Origin of the sequence: Streptomyces sp. NPDC006208 (assembly GCF_040613775.1) — a bacterium.
Classification (GTDB): Bacteria; Actinomycetota; Actinomycetes; order Streptomycetales; family Streptomycetaceae; genus Streptomyces.
Genome location: NZ_JBEXSW010000021.1, coordinates 72,814 through 90,633 on the forward strand (window position 1 = coordinate 72,814; position 17,820 = coordinate 90,633).

Consider the following 17,820-nt stretch of genomic DNA (forward strand, 5'->3'; position numbering starts at 1 on the left):
TCTCTTCCATCGAGTCGGGTGCTGCGGCGGCCCGGCTACGGTGGAGGCGTGATTTCCGTTCGGCGCGCCGATGAGCGCTACCGCGGCGGGGACTCGGCCTCGGGCATCGAGTCCCTGCACGCCTTCTCCTTCGGGCGGCACTACGACCCGGACAACCTCCGCTTCGGCGCGATCCTCGCGTGCAACGAGGAGCGGCTCGCACCCGGCGCCGGGTTCGACGAGCATCCGCACAGCCACACCGAGATCGTCACCTGGGTCGTCGAGGGCGAGCTCACCCACCGCGACTCGGCCGGCCATGCCACCGTCGTACGGCCCGGGGACGTCCAGCGGCTCAGCTCGGCGGGCGGGGTGCGGCACGTCGAGCGCAACGACGGCGAGCTGCCGCTGGTGTTCGTGCAGATGTGGCTCGCCCCGCTGGAGCCGGGCGGCGAGCCGGCGTACGAGATCGTGCGCGGCATCGCCGACTCCACCCCGTACGCCCTCCCGCAGGCCGGCGCCATGCTCCACGTCCGCCGCCTCGCCGCCGGCGAACGCACCGCCGTGCCGGACGCGCCGCTGGTGTACCTGCATGTCGTACGCGGCCGAGTGCGGCTGTCCGAGCACGGGTTGGGTGCCGGTGACGCCGTGCGGATCACCGGTGCCGAGGGCCTGGAACTCACCGGCGCCGAGGCCGCGGAGGTTCTGCTGTGGGAGCTCACGGGCTGAGCTCGCCCGCCGTCTCCTGAGGCCCCTCAGCGCAGGGCACTCGTCGCCTGCCAGTCGGCCCACGACAGGTTCCAGTCGCCGAAGCCGTTCCCCGGGGCGACCGTGCCCTTGGTTTCCGCGCCCTTGATCTCGAACGGGTCGCCGACCCGCACCTGGCCGTAGAACCACGCGGCGTCGGCGTCGCTCATGCCGATGCAGCCCGAGCTCATGTTCGCCTTGCCGAACCACTTGGCGTTCCACGGCGCCGCGTGCGCGTACATCCCGGACCAGGTCAGGCGCATCGAGTGCTCGACCATCTTGTCGTAGGCGTCACCGAGGCCCACCGTCTCGGAGTTCATGTTGATCGTGCCCTCCTTCGCCATCAGCACCGCGGTCCCGCGCCAGGAGCGCTTGTCGCCGCCGGGGGTGCCGCCCGAGACCGGGATCTTCCGTACAGCCTTGCCGTCGCGCTCCAGGGTCAGCTGATGGCGGTCGAGGTCGACCTTGACGATCTGACGCGCACCGATGGTGAAGGTGGTCGAGTAGTCGCGTACGAACCAGCCGCCGGCCGCTCCCGAGTCGGTGCCGTTCAGCTGCGCGTCGAGGGTGACCTCGGTGCCGGGCTTCCAGTACTCCTTGGGCCGCCAGTCCACCCGGTCCCGGCCGGACCAGTCCCGCATCCAGCCCCATGACCCCTCGGTGTTCTCCGAGGTGGTGACCTTCAGCTGCTTCTCCACCTCTGCCTTGTTCTTCACCGGGTTGTCGAAGACCAGGGAGATCGGCTGGGCGACGCCCACGGTGTTTCCGGTACCCGGACGCCAGTCGACCTTGTTGACCTTGCCGGCCGCGGCGGTGGCGAAGGAGTGCTTGCTCGTACCGGTGGCGCCGTCCTTGGTGCGGGTCGCCGCCGTGACCGAGTACGCGCCACCCGGCACCGTCCTGCGGTCCGAGGTCCACCGCGCACCGTCGGTCGAGACCTTCCCGGTGAGCGCGCGGCCCTTGGCATCGGTGACCGTGACCTCGGTGAGCCTGCCGCCGGTCGCGGTGACCACCACCGGTTCGCCCGGCTTCGCCTGCCGCCCTTCGGGTCTCACGGTGACGGTCGCGGGCCGGTCACCGGCGGGCCTGCCACCGGGCTTGTCGTCCGGCGCGGAGGTGCTGACAGATGAGCAGGCGGCGAGCGGGACGAGTACGAACGCCGCGGCCGCACGGCGCACAGATATGTGACGCAACGGAAGACCTCCGTCGGGAGTTTGGTGGGATATCGCGACTCTAGGACGGAGAAAGCGCAGGTGAGCGGCGCGAGAGCAATGTGACGGCGACTGGTGAGGAACGGTCATGGTCCGGTCACAATCGCCGCGCGGGACGGTCATGCGCGGCTGTGAGCATCCTCGGCGTTCCCCACAGAGAGGCTGACACCGTGTCTGCGCTGCTCGTGAGACCCGGCCGTGGTCAGGACGACCGACGCCGGGAAACCCTGCTGGAGCCCGTCACCGCCGAGACCTACCGCGCGTTCCTCGCCTCCCGGGCGGGCGGCGCGCTGGGGGCAGGCTTTCTCCAATGCCCGTCCTGGGCCCAGGTCAAGGAGGGCTGGCGCGCCCAACTGCTCGGCTGGGGCGCGGACCCGGCCGCCGGGAAGCTGACGGGCGTGGCGCTCGTGCTGCTGCGGCAACTCCCGGGCACCCGCCGCTTTTTCGCCTACCTCCCCGAAGGGCCGGTCGCCGACTGGGCCGACCCGGACATCGACGGCTGGCTCGACCCGCTGCTGAGCCATCTGCGGGCGGCGGGCGCCTTCGCCGTGCGTATCGGCCCCTCGCCCGCGTACCGCCGCTGGGACGCCGCCCGGCTCAAGTCCCTCACCGGGCCCGGCCGGCGCCTCGCCGACGTCCTTGCCTGCGAGGTCGACCCGCTCGGCACGACGGTCGCCGAACGGCTGCGGACGCGCGGCTGGAAACGCTGCGGAGAGGACGGCGGCGGGGGCGACGGTGACGCGCAGCCTCGCCATGTCTTCCAGGTGCCGCTCGCCGGACGCACCACCGACGACCTGTGGTCCGGCCTCAACCAGGAGTGGCGGCGCAACGTCCGCCGCGCGCAGAAGGCGGGGGTGGAGGTGGTGGTGGGCAGCGCCGCGGACCTTCCCGAGTTCTACCGGCTGCTGCGTATCACCGAGGAGCGCGACGGTTTCCGGCTCGGCCGCTCGCTCGCGTACTACGAGCGTCAGTACGCGGTCCTCAACGCCGAGGAGCCGGGCCGGATGAAGCTGTATCTCGCGCGCCACGACGGCGAGACGCTGGCCGCCCACACCATGATCACGGTCGGCCGGCGGGTCTGGTACCAGACCGGTGCGTCCGCCGACCACCGCCGAGACGTCCGCCCCTCCAACGCCCTGCAGTGGCGGATGCTGCTCGACGCCCACGCACTCGGCGCCGACGTCTACGACATGCGCGGGGTACCCTCCACCCTCGACCCTGACGACCGCCCGTTCGGACTGCTGCGCTGGAAGCTCGGCACCGGAGGACAGGTCGTCGAGACGCTGGGGGAATGGGAGAGACCATTGGGCGGGACGGCCAACCACACGCTGTACCGGGCTTTCCAGGCGTACATGGCGCGCCGATGAGCGCGAGCGGGGCCGCACGCGCGGACGCATCGGCCGCCACGGGGGCGGCCGATGGCGAGCGTGGTGCGGTGTCCGGTGAGGCACAGCCCGCCGCGGCACCCGCGGGTGCGGGTGTACCGGCCGTCACGGGGGCGGCCGGAACGGAGGACCCCGCGGGGTCCGGCACCGCCGCACCTGCTGCGGGCCGGGTGCCGGCCCGAGCAGAAGCGGTCGCGGCAGCCACGGCCGAAGGCCCGCCGCCGCGCGGCGGCGGCGCGCGTTCCGGCCGCACGGACGGTGCCGGCGGATCCGTACCCACCGGACCGGCGGGTGCCGAAAGCCACTTCGCGGCCGGGGCCGTGACCACCATGGCCCCCGGTGCGGGGGCTCCTCCCCGTGACGGCGACGGCGCACGGTCCGGCGGCGGGTACGACGTGGCCCAGGGCACTGTGGGGTCCGGCACCGCCGCACCGGGTGCGGGCCAGGTGCCTGCCCGGACCGGGGCGGTCGCGGCAGCCGAGGCCGGAGGCGGCGCGCCGCGCGGCGGTGACGGCGGGTCCGTCGCCGACGGGCCCCGGGGCGCCGCCGGTCCCGCGGTCGAGGGCCGCCCGCAGTCCGTGCTGCGCAGCGGTGTCCTGATGGCCGCCGGGTCCGTCGTCTCGCGTGCCACCGGGTTCGTCCGGTCCGCGGTCGTCGCCGCGGCCCTCGGCGTCGGGCTCACCGCCGACGGCTACGCGGTCGGCAACACCGTGCCCACCGTGGTCTACATGCTCCTCCTCGGCGGCGCGCTGAACGCGGTCTTCGTGCCCGAGCTGGTCAAGGCCGCCAAGGAGCACGACGACGGCGGCACGGCCTACACCGACCGGCTGCTCACCGTCTGCGTCCTCGCCCTGCTGGCGATCACCGCCGCGGCCGTCTGGGCCGCGCCGCTCGTCATCGACATGTACACCGACTACCCCGGCCCCCAGGCCACCATGACGGTCGCCTTCGCCCGCTACTGCCTGCCGCAGATCTTCTTCCTCGGGCTGTTCACCCTCCTCGGGCAAGTACTGAACGCCCGCGGCCGGTTCGGCGCGATGATGTGGACACCGGTCCTCAACAACGTCGTCGTCATCGGCGTGTTCGGGCTGTATCTGGTGACCGGCGACGGCGGCACGCTCACTGCCGGCGAGACCGCACTCCTGGGCTGGGGCACCACTGCCGGGATCGCCGTCCAGGCCCTTGCGCTCGCCCCCGCCCTGCGCGCGGCCCGATTCCGCTTCCGGCCCCGCTTCGACTGGCGCGGCAGCGGGCTGACCCGGCCGCTGCGTTCGGCCGGCTGGCTGGTGCTGCTGGTGCTCACCAACCAGCTCGCGTACTGGGTGACGACCAGGCTGGCGACGGATGCGGGCAGGCACGCGGTGGACCAGGGCATCGACGGCGGCGCCGGGTTCAGCGCGTACAACAACGCCTATCTGCTGTGGGCCGTACCGCACGGCATCGTCACCGTGTCGCTGGTCACCGCGCTGCTGCCGCGGATGAGCGGCGCCGCGGCGGACGGCGACACGGCGGGCGTGCGGCGCGACGTGTCGTACGCCCTGCGCAAGAGCGCCGCGATCGTGGTGCCCGCCGCGTGCGCGCTGGCGGCCCTCGCGCAGCCCGTGATGGCGCTCGTCTTCCAGTACGGCAGAACCGGCGCCGACGACATCGCCGTGATGGCGGGCATCCTGGTGGCGTTCGCACCCGGACTCGTCGCCTTCTCCGGCCAGTACGTCCTCTCCCGCTCGTTCTACGCCCTGTCCGACACCCGCACGCCGTTCCTGCTCAACCTGGTGATCGCGGGCCTCAACTCGGCGCTGTCCGCGACGGCGTACGCCCTGTTGCCCGCACGCTGGGCCGTGACGGGCATGGCAGGGGCGTACTCGCTGGCGCTGTGGGCGGGCTGGGCGGTCACGGCGTACGTCCTCAACAGGCGGCTCGCACCGGCGTCAGGACGCGCCCCACGGCTGTGGCGTTCGGCGACCGCGGCAGCCCAGGCCCGGCTGCTGCTCGCCGCCGCCCCGGCCGCCGTGCTCGGGTACGCCGCGGCCCGCTGGGCGGCCGGGGCCGGACCGGCCGCCGCCACCGCGGGCGGCGCGGCAGCCCTCGCGCTGACCTTCGTGCTCCTCGCCCGCCCGCTGCGGCTCACCGAAATCGACGCCCTGCTCACCGGCGTCCGCGGACGTCTCGCCCGCCGCTGAACCTCACCTGGGGATACTCCATACATGCCTCGCGTCCTGCTCATAGAAGACGACCCCTCCGTACGGGAGGGGGTCGAACTCGGCCTGCGCCGCCGCGGTCACGACATACGGACGGCCGCCACGGGTGAGGCCGGGCTCGCCGCGCTCGGTGAGTTCCGGCCCGATCTGCTCCTGCTGGATCTGATGCTGCCCGGTATGAACGGCGTCCAGGTCTGCCGGAAGGTCCGGGAGACCAGCCAGCTGCCGATCATCATGCTCACCGCACGCGGCGACGACTTCGACGTCGTCGTCGGGCTCGAGGCCGGTGCCGACGACTACATCGTCAAACCCGCCCGGACCGAGGTGATCGAGGCCCGTATCCGGGCCGTGCTGCGGCGGATCGAGGACACCGGAGGCGGCAGACCCTCCGTCGAGTTCCACGGCGAGCTCGCCATCGACCGCGCCGGGCTCACCGTCGCCAAGTCCGGGCAGCGCCTCACGCTCGCGCCCTCCGAGCTGAGGCTGCTGCTGCATCTCTGCGCCGCCCCCGAGCAGGTGTTCAGTCGGCAGCAGCTGCTGGAACATGTGTGGGAGCACAGCTACCACGCCGACGCGCGGCTCGTCGACGCCTGTGTACGGAGGCTGCGGAACAAGATCGAGGACACGCCCGGCAGCCCCCGCTACATCCAGACTCTGCGGGGCTTCGGCTACCGCTTCGGACCGCTGTGAGGCTCCGCCGCGGTATGACCGCGAGCATGCGCGACACGGCCACCACGGACACGGCCACCCCGGGCGCGGACGTCGCCGGCGGAGACGTCCCGGGGGCGGACTCAGCTGCGGCAGGCCACGCGCCCCCGAGCCGCACGCGCACAGGCCCGACGCGCGGCGGCAGGGCGAGCGCCCGCTCGGCGCGCCGTGTCCTCGCGTTCGGCCTGCGCACCCGCCTCGTGCTCGCCTTCCTGCTGGTCGCGGCGGTCAGCGCCGCGACGACCGCCACGCTCACCTACCGCGAGGCGCGCAACGCGGTGCTGGTCACGGCCCAGGACACGGCGGTCACGTCGTTCCGCGACCGTGTCCAGCTGCTCGGTGTCGAACTGCCGCTGGATCGTCGCGGACTGCAGGACGAGCTGCGCGACATGGCCCGCAAGGGCAAGCCCCACCCGTGGATCGTCTTCGCCGAGTACGGCTCGCTGCGGATCTCCTCCGGGACCAGACCCACCTCGGGCGTGATCACCCCCGAGCTGCGCCGCACCGCACTCACGAGTCCGCACGGAAGCTTCGAACGGGTCGTCAAGGACGGTGTCCCGTATCTGACCATCGGCATGCCCGCCGTCTTCAAGGTCGGCCCCAACGGCGTCCTGCACAGCGGTCTGACCCTGTTCGCCGTGATGCCGATGACCGACGAGCAGGCCAATGTCGAGGCTCTGGTCACCGCGGCCAGGGACGGCGCGCTGCCTGCCCTGGCGGTGGCGCTGGTCCCCGCACTGCTCGCCTCGCGCAGCGTGCTGCGACCCGTCCGCGAACTGCGCAAGGCCGCGGGCAACATGGGCAGCGGTCGCCTCGACACCCGGATCCAGGTCCGGGGAAGGGACGAACTGGCCGATCTGGCCAGCACGTTCAACGAGTCCGCGGCCGCGCTCGAACACTCCGTCGACGAACTGAGGCAGGCCGAGGCCCGCGCCCGCCGTTTCGCCTCGGACGTCTCGCACGAACTGCGCACCCCGCTCGCCGGGATGCTCGCCGTCACCGAGGTCCTCGACGAGGACGCGGACCGGCTCGACCCCGACACCGCGAGGGCCGTCCGGCTGATCAGCGCCGAGACCGGGAAGCTCGCCGTGCTGGTCGAGGATCTGATGGAGATCTCCCGCTTCGACGCCCGCGCGGCCGAGCTCAACACCGACGAGGTCGACGCCGCCGAGGCGATCCGCAAGACCCTGCAGAACCGGCACTGGACCGACGACCGGATCCGCACCGAGCTGCCCCACGGCATCCGCGCGCGTCTCGACCCGCGCCGCTTCGATATCGTGGTCGCCAATCTCGTCGGGAACGCGCTCAAGCACGGCGGCGCGCCTGTCACCGTACGGCTGCGCGCCGAGACGGGCGCGGACGGTGCGGCCGTGCTGGTCACCGAGGTGGAGGACAGCGGACCCGGCATCCGGCACGACGTGCTGCCGCACATCTTCGACCGCTTCTTCAAGGCCGATGCCGCCCGTACCCGCTCGGCGGGCAGCGGACTGGGACTCGCGATCACGCAGGAGAACGTACGGCTGCACGGCGGCACGGTCCGGGCTGCGAATGCGCCCGGAGGCCGGGGCGCGGTCTTCACCGTCGAGATACCTCTCACGGCGGCGACGGAGGCCACGCCATGAGACGACTGCGCTGTGCCGCCGCGCTGCTCGCGGCCGCCCCGGTGCTCACCGGCTGCGGTATCCAGGAGACCGATGTCGTCGAGGCGGGCGGTCCCGCCACCATCCAGGTCTTTCCCCAGAGCTCGACCGGGATGGTGCTCTTCTTCCGCTCTCCGGACGGGAAGCTGTTGCCCGTGATCCGTTCCCTGGAAGGGGAGTTCGAGGATCCGCAGAGCCCGGGGGCGTCGACCGGCGACACGCTCTCGGTGCTGTTCGCGGGTCCGGCCGAGCGGGACCGCGCGGCCGGACTCACCACCGGTCTGCCCGAACTGCCCCCCGGCGCCACGCTGCGCGCAGCGCCGCCCGACCCGAGCGGGGTCGAGGTCACCGTGCCGATCGCGCTCGGCCGCCTCGACGACACCGCGCTGCGCCAGCTGGTCTGCACGATCGCGTTCAGCGAGGACCCCGAGGGGCTCACGCCGGTCCACCTCCGGGGCACGGACGGCCCGCTGGAACGGGCCAACTGCGACGCCGACATCGACCTAGGCGTCCTGCCGCGTCCGACCGCACGGCCGAGCTAGCCGCGCCCACCGAACGGACCCCGCCCGGAACGGGTGGTCATCGCGCTGCGCCGGCAAGCCGAGTGCTCCCGGGTTCGATCTTCGATCGGGCAACCGAGGAATCGCTGCTCCGGCGGAAACGGCGCCCCGGGGCGCTTCACCTGGTGCGGGATCACGACCGGCTCTGACCAATGGGAGGAAACGGCCACAAATGGTCGATTGCGGACATGGAGTCCATCGATCATAATCCGCGTGTCAGGTTCGGGTCCTGCCTCCGGCCTCGGGAAGTGGCTCCGGCGACCACGCAGGTGCAACCGCCCGCCCCAACGCCTTGACCAAGGAAAGGAGCTGACCAGGGTGGAGAGCGGTGGTGCGTACTCGGCCAGGTCGAGGACTGCTTTCGTGGGGGCGCTGCTCGTCGCCGGCTTCGCAGTCGTCTCGTGCGGCGGCGACGGCAACGCGGCCGCGAGCGGCAAGGTCACGGTCGTCTACGAGGACAGCGCGATCAAGCCGAAGGACCGGCACGCCGTGACGGTGATCCGGAGTTCCGGCGTGCTCGAGCAGGTCGCCGACTGGGTGAACAAGTCGGTCGCCCTCCCGCATGACATGGTCGTGAAAGTCACCGACAAGGTCCCACCAGGGGTTACGGATGCGGTCACCCAGCCCGACGGCAGGACGATCTTCGTGCCGCCGGTGTTCCTGACCCAGATCGAAGGGGTTCTCAGTGACGTGGTCAAGACCGTCAAGCGTCCCGCCGTGTTGCCCGAGGCCCAGTTCAATGCCGACGACCTGACCGCACTGTCGACGCAGTTCATCTTCGGCCACGAGATGGGCCATGCTCTGCAGCGTCAGCTTCTGCTTGCGAATCTCGGTCTCGAGGAGGTCGCCGCCGACGGGTTCGCGTCGTTCTACACCGTCAACGAGGTCGGACCGGGCCCGTCGCTGGCGGCGGCAATCCTTTTCGACGAACTCGCCCGCGAGGAGGGCAAGCTGACGCTGGAGGGGTTCTCGAGCGATCACCCCGTCACCCAGCAACGGGTCTTCACCTTCCTCTGCTACCTCGAGGGGAGCGACCCGAAGAGGTACTACGGCCCCCTGGTCGGTGCGGGTTACCTGCCGAAGACCCGCGCCCCGTTGTGTCCGCAGGCCTGGGCGATGCTGGACTACGGCTGGTGGACCCAGCTCCAGGCGCATTTCACCGAGGCGTTCAAGGACCAGGGCGACAAGACGCAGGCGAACGCACGCGACCACCTGATCGCGGAGACGAAGGCCTTCGAGAAGCAGATCGACGACCTCCGCAGAGGCCAATGAGCATGCCGGCAGGAGCTGAACGGTGACCCACCCGCTGAAGGGTCCTGCAGGCAGGTGCGCGACCGCTCGTTCTTGAGGTCGGTGGGGCGGTGGGCCGCTCAGGTCCCGATGGGACCGCGCAGTTCGGCGAGCACCGCGTCGGTGAACCGAGGCCAGGCCTCGATCGCCCATGGCCCGAAGGCCCGGTCCGTGAGCGCCACGCACGCCGCCCGGGCATCCGGGTCGATCCACAGGAACGTGCCGGACTGGCCGAAGTGACCGAAGGTGCGCGGCGAGGAGGAAGCACCGGTCCAGTGCGGCGACTTGGAGTCGCGGATCTCGAAGCCGAGACCCCAGTCGTTGGGCTTCTGGTGCCCGTATCCCGGCAGGATCCCCGACAGTCCCGGGTGCACGACCGACATGGCATCGAGCACCGTACGGGCGTCGAGCAGCCGCGGTGCCTGGACCTCCGCGGCGAAGCGCACCAGATCGTCGACGGTGGACACACCGTCCTTCGCCGGGGAGCCGTCGAGCGTCGTCTCCGTCATACCGAGCGGCTCCAGCACCGCCTGGTGGAGATAGTCCGCGAACGGGATCTCGGTCGCCTTGGCGATATGGTCCCCGAGCACCTCGAAGCCCGCGTTCGAGTAGAGCCGGCGCGTGCCGGGCGCGGCCATGACCCGGTGCTCGTCGAAGGCGAGCCCTGAGGTGTGCGCGAGCAGATGCCGCACCGTGGCCCCCTCGGGTCCGGCCGGCTCGTCGAGTTCGATCGCCCCCTCCTCGTAGGCCACCAGCGCCGCGTACGCCGCGAGCGGCTTGGTGACGGAGGCCAGCGGGAAACGCCGGCCCGTCGGGCCGTACGATCCGGCGACCGTGCCGTCCGCTCGTACGACGGCGGCGGCCGCGGTCGGCACGGGCCAGTTCTCGATCATCGCCAGGCTCTGCATGCGTACGAGCCTAATTCTTCGCCCGCGGCGCACGGGACGGCGGGTGGACCCGACGGGCCTCACCGGCCCGTTCAGCCACGCCGCGAACAGTGGAGTGCGCCGTCCCCGTCACAGCGACAGCCGCATCGCCGGGTCCGGTGTGCGGACGAAGCCCAGGGACGTGTACAGCTCGCCCTCCGACGAGGCGCGCAGGTCGATCCTGCGCACGCCGCGCTCCCGGAACCAGCCCAGCAGGCCCTTCATGCACGCGCGTGAGCAGCCGCGGCGGCGCATGTCCTCGTCCGTGGCGACGCTGAACACATAGCCGCTCGTGCCCTCGGGGTTGCCGGGGCCGCCGAGGCGGTACTCGATCGTGCCGACCGCGCAGGCCGCGAGGCCACCGCCGGGGCCGGAGCGTTCGACCACGTAGGCCGTCTGCGTGCCCGCCGGGTCGAGGCGGGCACGCAGCGTCGCCACCGCGGCCGGCTGCCAGCTGACATCGGGGTTCGGGCCATGGCAGGAGTCCTGCATGACCTTGCGCAGGCGAACCAGTTCCTCGGCGTCCTCAGGCGTGGCGCGGCGGGCGAGACTCGTGATCCGGAAGGCCAATTGGCACGGCGGCGAAGCGGCCACGTTTCCACTTGCTTGGAGTGCACTCGAAGGTTCTAGCGTGGATGCCATGACGGTGATCGAGAGCACCCCGGCACGGACGGATCTCTGCAAGGCCGTTCCCCGCGCGCATCCGCGCCCCGACGGTCAGGACCGCTACACCATCAGCGAGGTCGTCGCCTTCACCGGGCTCACCGCGCACACCCTGCGCTGGTACGAGCGGATCGGGCTGATGCCGCACGTGGACCGGTCGCACACCGGGCAGCGTCGGTTCACCAACCGCGACCTGGACTGGCTCACCTTCGTCGGCAAGCTCCGCCTGACCGGGATGCCCGTCGCCGACATGGTCACGTACGCCGAGCTGGTCCGGGAGGGCGAGCACACCTTCGAGGCCCGCCAGGAGCTGTTGCAGAGCACCCGGCGCGATGTCGTCGAGCGGATCGCGGAGCTCCAGGACACCCTGGCCGTACTGGACCACAAGATCGAGTACTACGCGGACGCCCGAAGGGCGTCGGAGAGGGTCTGAGCCCGATGACCAACAGCAAGATCGCACAGGTACGCCTGGGGACCGGTGGTCCGCTCGTCGGTGTCCAGGGCCTGGGCTGCATGGGCATGAGCGAGTTCTACGGGGCCACCGACGAGGCCGCGGCCCGGCAGACGCTGGAAGTGGCGCTCGCCGAGGGCGTCACGCTCTTCGACACGGCCGACGCCTACGGGCGGGGCGCCAACGAGGAGTTCCTCGCGCCGTTCGTGGGCGCGCACCGTGACGAGATCACGCTGGCCACCAAGTTCGCCATCGAGCGGACCGACGATCCGCACTACCGGGGCATTCGCAACGACCCGGCCTACATCCGCCGGGCCGTCGAGGACAGCCTGCGTCGTCTGAGGACCGATGTCATCGACCTGTACTACATGCACCGCCGCGACCCGGCCGTACCGCTCGCCGATTCCGTCGGCGCGATGGGCGAGCTGGTGCGGCAGGGCAAGGTCAGGCATCTCGGGCTGAGCGAGGTGACCGGCGCCGAGCTGCGCGAGGCGCACGCCGTGCACCCGATCGCCGCGCTGCAGTCGGAGTGGTCGCTGTTCAGCCGGGACGTGGAGCGCAGTGCGGTCGGCGCCGCGGCCGAGCTCGGCGTCGCCTTCGTGCCGTACTCGCCGCTCGGCCGGGGCTTCCTCACCGGGGCGTTCACCGACGCTGCCAAGGATCTGCCGCAGGAGGACTTCCGCCAGTACCAGCCGCGCTTCACCGGCGAGAACGCGAGGACGAACGCGGCCCTGCTGGAGCCCGTCCACAAGATCGCGGCGGCGCACGGGGCGACCGTCGGCCAGGTCGCCCTGGCCTGGGTGCAGCAGCGGGCCCAGGTGCACTCGCTCGCCGTGGTCCCGATCCCCGGCACCCGCAAGGCGAGCCGTCTGCTGGAGAACGTCGGCGCGACCCGGCTGACGCTGAGCGAGGACGAGCTGGCCGCGCTGGAGCCGATCGCCGGCCAGGTCGCCGGCGACCGTTACCCGGACATGTCCTCCACGTCGGCCGCCCGCGAGTAGCGCTGCCGGCGCCCGCGGTGTCGCGCGACCGGGGCGGGGCTTCTCGGACAGGCCGAACCCCTCATCCTGGGTGAGGAGTTCCGCTGCGCGGCTGCGGGCGGTGGCGTTGTCGCCCTGCCGGACCGGGCCGAGGCCGAGAACGATGACCTGCCACGCGGGTCGGCGTCCAGGAGGCCGGGGCGGCCCGGGCGGGGTCACCCGAGCCCGGGGGTATCACGCCCATGGACCCGGCCACGTCCGAGACCCCCGCTACAGCTCCGCCAGAAGCTCCGCCTTCTTCCGGCTGAACTCCTCGTCCGTCACCAGGCCCGCCAGGTGCAGATCCCCCAGGTGCCGTATCCGCTCGGCGATGTCGGCCGGGTCGCGGCGGGCGGCGCGCGGGGTCAGGGCCGGGGCCGGGCTCGTGTTGCGTACCGACTCCAGGACCGCCGCAGCGAACGGCAGCGACTCGTGGACCGGGCCGTACCCGAGACCGAACACCACCGCGGCCGGGTCCTGGTCCGCCTGCGCGGGCTGACCGCCGCCGGAGTCCGCCGTGCGGCGCAGCAGCCGCAGATAGCCGTCGAAGACCTCGGGCGAGCGCCACTCCACCCCGCTCAGCTCGGACACGGGGAAACTCTGGTCGCCCGCCTTCCACTTGGCGGACGACGCGCCCGTCCAGAACCAGCGGAACGCGACGTGCTTGCCGTCGAAGGAGGCTTTGCCGTCGTACGCCTTGAACCCCAGCGGGACCTCGGGCGCGGCCACCAGGTACTGCTCGGCGGCCCCGTCCGCGTCCGGCCCGAGCCGGGCCCGCAGTTCGTCCGCGTAGTACTCGGCGAGCACCTCGCGGTCCGCCGGCAGCACCAGCCGGTACGGGTCGCAGCCTTCCTTCAACTGTCCGGCCGCCGCCTCCATCAGCGGGTCGGCGCCCGGTCTCGGCACCGCATGCAGGACGACCGTGCCCCGCTTGCCCGGGGAGAGCGTCACCGCCGCCAACGCCTCGTGCGGGATGCGCCGTTCTCGCAGCGCGGCCCAGAGCTTCGGCGTGCGGATCCCCCGTTCGAAGCGGATGAGCACGGAGTCGGTCTCGAACTCCCAGGTGGCTTGAAAACCCGCCAGCACATCACCCATGTGCCTCATCGTATGCGGACGACGCCTGTCCGTCGCCCCTCGGTCATCAGCCCGATGCACCGTGCTCTACGCGCGTCCGTCCGTGGTCATGCCGGAAATACCGTGACGGCATCCGTCATCCCCACCCGCGCAGCTCACGCCCGCGTACCAACCGACGCCTATCTCGGCGAAGTTGTCGACGCTTTCGGTACCCGGCTCGAAGTAGCCGGTGTGGCCGACGGCACCGGCCGAGGACAGGACCCGCGCGCCGAACTCCGGCGTCACCGGGTCCTCGCCGTGCCCCAGCCCGCCGACCTCCATGTGCGGCACGTCCTGGATCCAGTCGTCGCCGTCGCGCATGGCCCACACCCTGGCGCCGGTACCCAGCCCGGCGACGTTCTCGGCGCGCATCCCGGGGCTGCCCGCCACCGCGATGTCCTCGACGCGGTCCGGCAGACCGCGGGCGGCCACGCCGCACACCACGGAGCCGTAGCTGTGGCAGAACAGCGCCACCCTGGAGCCGGCGGGCAGCGCCTCGGTGAGAGCGGTCAGCCGCACCGCGCCGTTCTCGGCGAGGCGCCCTATCGCCGACTCCATGCCGACCCCCACGGGCGAGGTGTAGTCGGCCCAGGCGATCACGGCCGTGGGCACCTGGGGAGCGGCGGCCCGCTGTGCCGCGTACAGCGACTGGGCCATGCCGACCGGCGCGGAGTACTTGCGGGCGGTGCGCTGGAAGGTGAGCAGATTGGTGTCGACACCGGGCACGATCACCGAGACGCGCTGCGCCTGGTCGAGGTCGCCCAGGACCTCGGCCACCCGGCCGGGGCCGGCCGGGTCGAAGGCGAGGATCTGCCGGTCCTTGCTCATCAGCACGTGGAACCGGTCCATCCGGCGGACCGCCTCGCGGTGGCCGGCAGCCGTGAGGTTGGGGTCGTCGACGCGCTTGCGCTCGGCCGCGAGCGAACCCGCCAGCGCCTTGCGGTTGGCGCGGTAGCGCAGGGTCACCGGTACGCCGTTGAGGTTGCCCACGACATGGGGGAACCTGTCGGCGAGCTCGGCGCTGTCGGCCGCGCCGATCGAGGCGAAGAACGCCGCCAGTTCGTGCGGCCGGGCATCGGCGTCGGGCACGTCGCGCCCGCTCACCGTGGCCTTGTTCCATCCCGTCTGTTCGGCCGCGAAGGTGTCGCGCGGGCCGCCGGGGTGCCGGACGGCGGTCCAGCCGGTCATCGCCAGCATCACGAAAACCACCGCGAGGGCGAGCAGGGCGCGGCACACGGTCGATGTGGGGGAGGAGTCGAAGGAAGTCACTGCGGGACACCCTAGGAGACGCGCGCGGGGGCTCGCCGACAGCGTGAGACAGATCACGTGAGGGGAACGTAATGACGGGGAAGCGAGTCACGTTCCGTGTGCCTGAGGCGTACGCTCCGGCGCGGAACGGTCGGTTCCGGGCGGCCGGCCCTATCCGGGACTTATCTCGCCGCTGTCGTACGCCAGTTCTGGGCCAGCGCTGCCCCGAGGTGGTCGAGGTAGTCCGCCGTGAGCGCCCGGATCGACTCCATGCCGACGTCCTCCCCCTGCCCCCACAGCCGCCCGGTCACCCGCATCACACCGCTGAACGCGGCGACGGCGACACGCGGGCGCGGGTCCGTTTCCACATCGAGTCCCTCACGCTCGGCGATGAGTTGGGCGATCGTCTCCTCCACCTCGGCGGAGCGGCGCAGATGGGTGGCGAGCAGCGTCGGCGTCGACTCGATCATCCGGTAACTGCGCATGTACAGATCGACCGGAACGATCTCCTCGATCGCCTCGCCGATGGTGTCCCAGGCGCCGAGTACCGCGCCGCGCATCGCCTCGAACGGGCCTTCCTCGGCGGGCCGTTCGCGCAGCGCCGTGATGAAGTGCGACTCCGCGAGGTCCTGGACGGCGAAGGCCGCCTCCTCCTTGGTGGCGAAGTAGCGGAAGAAGGTGCGCTGGGAGACCTCGACCGCGTCGGCGATCTCGTCGACGGTGGTCTCCTCGTACCCCTGGGTGGTGAACAGCTCGAGCGCCGCACGCAGGAGTGCGTCACGGGTGCGCTGCTTCTTGCGGGCGCGCAGTCCGGTCGGCTCGACCGTCACGTCACCGTCCTCTTTCTGATGCTTTGAAACGTCTCAGCCTATCTCTGGGCCATGTGTCAGTTACCGGTGGGTGAATCGGTTTGTCAACTGTCAGTCGCTGACATATTGTCCCCCGTATGACTAGTCAGACCGCTGTCGAGAAGGCGCCGAGGGATCCTCAGGACCCCATGCCGGCACCGGCCAAGGGGCTGCGCGGCCACCCCTGGCTCACGCTGTTCGCCGTGGCCATCGGAGTGATGATGGTCGCGCTGGACGGCACGATCGTCGCGATCGCCAACCCCGTCATCGCGCAGGACCTCGGCGCCACCTTCGCCGATGTGCAGTGGATCACCAACGGCTACTTCCTCGCCCTCGCCGTGACGCTGATCACGGCGGGCAAGCTCGGTGACCGCTTCGGCCACCGCCAGACCTTCCTCATCGGTGTCGTCGGATTCGCCGCGGCCTCGGGTGCCATCGGGCTGTCCGACAGCATCGCCCTGGTCGTGACCTTCCGTGTGCTGCAGGGTCTGTTCGGCGCGCTGCTGATGCCCGCCGCGCTCGGCCTGCTGCGCGCCACCTTCCCCGCCGAGAAGCTGAACATGGCGATCGGCATCTGGGGCATGGTCATCGGAGCCTCCACGGCCGGCGGCCCGATCCTCGGCGGCCTGCTCGTCCAGCACGTGAGCTGGCAGTCGGTCTTCTTCATCAACATCCCCGTAGGCGTCATCGCGCTCGTCCTGGGGGTGCTGATCCTCAAGGACCACCGCGCCCGGAACGCGCCGAGGTCCTTCGACATCCTGGGCATCCTGCTGCTGTCCGCGGCGATGTTCTGCCTGGTCTGGGCGCTCATCAAGGCACCGGCCTGGGGCTGGGGCGCGGGCTCGACCTGGGGCTTCCTCGCCGCCTCCCTCGTCTGCTTCGGGCTCTTCGCCTTCTGGGAGACCAAGGTCGACGAGCCCTTGGTCCCGCTGAAGCTGTTCCGGTCCGTGCCGCTGTCGGCGGGCACGGTCCTGATGGTGCTGATGGCCATCGCCTTCATGGGCGGCCTGTTCTTCGTCACCTTCTACCTGCAGAACGTGCACGGCATGACGCCCGTCGAAGCCGGTCTGCACCTGCTGCCCCTCACCGGCATGATGATCGTCGGTTCCCCGCTCGCCGGCGTGCTGATCACCAAGGCGGGCCCGCGCGTCCCGCTGGCCGGCGGCATGGTGCTCACGGCGGTCGCGATGTACGGCATGTCGACGCTGACCACCGACACCGGCAGCCTGGCGATGTCCGTCTGGTTCGCCCTCCTCGGCCTCGGCCTCGCACCGGTCATGGTGGGCGCGACCGAAGTCATCGTCGGCAACGCCCCGATGGAGCTCTCCGGCGTCGCGGGCGGCCTGCAGCAGGCCGCGATGCAGATCGGCGGCAGCCTCGGCACGGCGGTGCTCGGGGCGGTCATGGCCTCCAAGGTCGACAACGACCTCGCGGGCAACTGGGCCGACGCGGGGCTCCCGCCGCTCAGCCCGGCGCAGATGGAGCAGGCGGCCCAGGGCGTACAGCAGGGCCTGGTCCTGCCGCCACCGCAGACCCCGCCGGCCATTGCCCAGAAGATGGTCGACGTCGGGCACGACACCTTCATTTCGGGCATGGGCCTCGCGTGCCTGGTGGCCGCGGGCGTCGCCGCGGTCGCGGTCCTGGTCGCGCTGCTCACCAAGCGTGGCGCCAACGCCGAAGCGGGTGCGGGCGCGGCCCACATCTGACGTCAACCTCGTGCATACGACAGCCCCGCCGGGTCCGCCCGTCGGGGCTGTCGCCTATCAGGGTGATCCACGCCCGGCCCCCTTCCGTACCCGCGTCACCACAGGTCAGGGTGCGGCCAAGTGATCCGTAA

At 71.5% G+C, this 17,820-nt stretch carries 16 protein-coding genes; 10 read left to right on the forward strand and 6 right to left on the reverse strand.

The window, feature by feature from the left end; genetic code table 11:
• Window positions 1–51: 51 nt before the first annotated feature.
• Window positions 52–705, forward strand: coding sequence for a pirin family protein (locus ABZ208_RS18905; protein ID WP_356910648.1), 654 nt, complete (start codon window positions 52–54; stop codon window positions 703–705).
• 26 nt (window positions 706–731) lie between these two features.
• On the opposite strand, the gene ABZ208_RS18910 is transcribed toward ABZ208_RS18905, so the two are convergent.
• Entirely contained in the window at window positions 732–1,916 is a 1,185-nt protein-coding gene (locus tag ABZ208_RS18910; RefSeq protein ID WP_356910589.1) for an Ig-like domain-containing protein, read from the reverse strand.
• Between the two features lie 197 nt (window positions 1,917–2,113).
• On the opposite strand from ABZ208_RS18910, the gene ABZ208_RS18915 reads away from it, so the two are divergent.
• The 6 genes from ABZ208_RS18915 to ABZ208_RS18940 all read left to right on the forward strand — a co-directional run bounded on the left by ABZ208_RS18915 (window position 2,114) and on the right by ABZ208_RS18940 (window position 9,697).
• Window positions 2,114–3,301, forward strand: a complete 1,188-nt coding sequence (locus tag ABZ208_RS18915) for a peptidoglycan bridge formation glycyltransferase FemA/FemB family protein (protein WP_356910649.1) — start codon at window positions 2,114–2,116, stop codon at window positions 3,299–3,301.
• Between the two features lie 596 nt (window positions 3,302–3,897).
• Window positions 3,898–5,499, forward strand: coding sequence for a murein biosynthesis integral membrane protein MurJ (gene murJ, locus ABZ208_RS18920; RefSeq protein ID WP_356910651.1), 1,602 nt, complete (start codon window positions 3,898–3,900; stop codon window positions 5,497–5,499).
• A gap of 24 nt (window positions 5,500–5,523) precedes the next feature.
• Window positions 5,524–6,207, forward strand: a complete 684-nt coding sequence (locus ABZ208_RS18925) for a response regulator transcription factor (protein ID WP_356910590.1) — start codon at window positions 5,524–5,526, stop codon at window positions 6,205–6,207.
• A 26-nt stretch (window positions 6,208–6,233) separates the two neighbouring features.
• Window positions 6,234–7,847 carry a HAMP domain-containing sensor histidine kinase gene (locus tag ABZ208_RS18930; RefSeq protein ID WP_356910591.1) on the forward strand — a complete coding sequence of 538 codons (1,614 nt, stop codon included), beginning with the start codon at window positions 6,234–6,236 and terminating at the stop codon, window positions 7,845–7,847.
• Complete coding sequence (locus ABZ208_RS18935) at window positions 7,844–8,407, forward strand: hypothetical protein (protein ID WP_356910592.1); 564 nt, start codon at window positions 7,844–7,846, stop codon at window positions 8,405–8,407. Before ABZ208_RS18930 ends, ABZ208_RS18935 begins: the two co-directional genes overlap by 4 nt.
• Window positions 8,408–8,743: 336 nt before the next feature.
• Window positions 8,744–9,697: a DUF4344 domain-containing metallopeptidase gene (locus ABZ208_RS18940; RefSeq protein ID WP_356910593.1), complete on the forward strand. Its 954-nt coding sequence runs from the start codon at window positions 8,744–8,746 to the stop codon at window positions 9,695–9,697.
• Between the two features lie 98 nt (window positions 9,698–9,795).
• Here the strand turns inward: ABZ208_RS18940 and ABZ208_RS18945 are convergent, their stop codons facing one another.
• On the reverse strand, window positions 9,796–10,623 hold the full coding sequence (locus ABZ208_RS18945) for a serine hydrolase domain-containing protein (protein ID WP_356910594.1): 828 nt from the start codon (window positions 10,621–10,623) through the stop codon (window positions 9,796–9,798).
• Window positions 10,624–10,731: 108 nt separating this feature from the next.
• Window positions 10,732–11,235 carry a GNAT family N-acetyltransferase gene (locus ABZ208_RS18950; protein ID WP_356910595.1) on the reverse strand — a complete coding sequence of 168 codons (504 nt, stop codon included), beginning with the start codon at window positions 11,233–11,235 and terminating at the stop codon, window positions 10,732–10,734.
• A gap of 46 nt (window positions 11,236–11,281) precedes the next feature.
• Here ABZ208_RS18950 and ABZ208_RS18955 point away from each other — a divergent pair, with 46 nt between their 5' ends.
• Together ABZ208_RS18955 and ABZ208_RS18960 are read left to right on the forward strand one after the other, a co-directional pair.
• A complete protein-coding gene (locus ABZ208_RS18955) occupies window positions 11,282–11,737 on the forward strand; it encodes a MerR family transcriptional regulator (protein ID WP_328400970.1) in 456 nt (151 codons plus the stop codon).
• 5 nt (window positions 11,738–11,742) lie between these two features.
• The gene (locus ABZ208_RS18960; protein ID WP_356910596.1) at window positions 11,743–12,756 is read left to right on the forward strand and encodes an aldo/keto reductase; all 1,014 of its coding nucleotides are present in this window, start codon (window positions 11,743–11,745) and stop codon (window positions 12,754–12,756) included.
• Between the two features lie 249 nt (window positions 12,757–13,005).
• Here the strand turns inward: ABZ208_RS18960 and ABZ208_RS18965 are convergent, their stop codons facing one another.
• From ABZ208_RS18965 to ABZ208_RS18975, 3 genes are all read right to left on the reverse strand, one after another.
• Entirely contained in the window at window positions 13,006–13,869 is an 864-nt protein-coding gene (locus ABZ208_RS18965) for a DUF4429 domain-containing protein (protein WP_356910597.1), read from the reverse strand.
• 66 nt (window positions 13,870–13,935) lie between these two features.
• Window positions 13,936–15,156 (reverse strand): alpha/beta hydrolase, encoded by a 1,221-nt coding sequence (locus ABZ208_RS18970; RefSeq protein ID WP_356910598.1) that lies wholly within the window; start codon window positions 15,154–15,156, stop codon window positions 13,936–13,938.
• A 161-nt stretch (window positions 15,157–15,317) separates the two neighbouring features.
• Window positions 15,318–15,965 (reverse strand): TetR family transcriptional regulator, encoded by a 648-nt coding sequence (locus ABZ208_RS18975; RefSeq protein WP_356910599.1) that lies wholly within the window; start codon window positions 15,963–15,965, stop codon window positions 15,318–15,320.
• Window positions 15,966–16,081: 116 nt separating this feature from the next.
• Between ABZ208_RS18975 and ABZ208_RS18980 the strand changes: the two genes are divergently transcribed.
• Complete coding sequence (locus ABZ208_RS18980) at window positions 16,082–17,689, forward strand: MFS transporter (protein ID WP_356910600.1); 1,608 nt, start codon at window positions 16,082–16,084, stop codon at window positions 17,687–17,689.
• Window positions 17,690–17,820: the final 131 nt, after the last annotated feature.

Bases quoted from the DNA above. Each gene is read 5' to 3' on its own strand.
- ABZ208_RS18955 (WP_328400970.1), top strand. From the start codon at position 11,282: ATGACGGTGATCGAGAGCACCCCGGCACGGACGGATCTCTGCAAGGCC.
- ABZ208_RS18935 (WP_356910592.1), top strand. From the start codon at position 7,844: ATGAGACGACTGCGCTGTGCCGCCGCGCTGCTCGCGGCCGCCCCGGTG.
- ABZ208_RS18925 (WP_356910590.1), top strand. From the start codon at position 5,524: ATGCCTCGCGTCCTGCTCATAGAAGACGACCCCTCCGTACGGGAGGGG.
- ABZ208_RS18945 (WP_356910594.1), bottom strand. From the start codon at position 10,623: ATGCAGAGCCTGGCGATGATCGAGAACTGGCCCGTGCCGACCGCGGCC.
- ABZ208_RS18960 (WP_356910596.1), top strand. From the start codon at position 11,743: ATGACCAACAGCAAGATCGCACAGGTACGCCTGGGGACCGGTGGTCCG.
- ABZ208_RS18980 (WP_356910600.1), top strand. From the start codon at position 16,082: ATGACTAGTCAGACCGCTGTCGAGAAGGCGCCGAGGGATCCTCAGGAC.
- ABZ208_RS18965 (WP_356910597.1), bottom strand. From the start codon at position 13,869: ATGGGTGATGTGCTGGCGGGTTTTCAAGCCACCTGGGAGTTCGAGACC.
- ABZ208_RS18930 (WP_356910591.1), top strand. From the start codon at position 6,234: ATGCGCGACACGGCCACCACGGACACGGCCACCCCGGGCGCGGACGTC.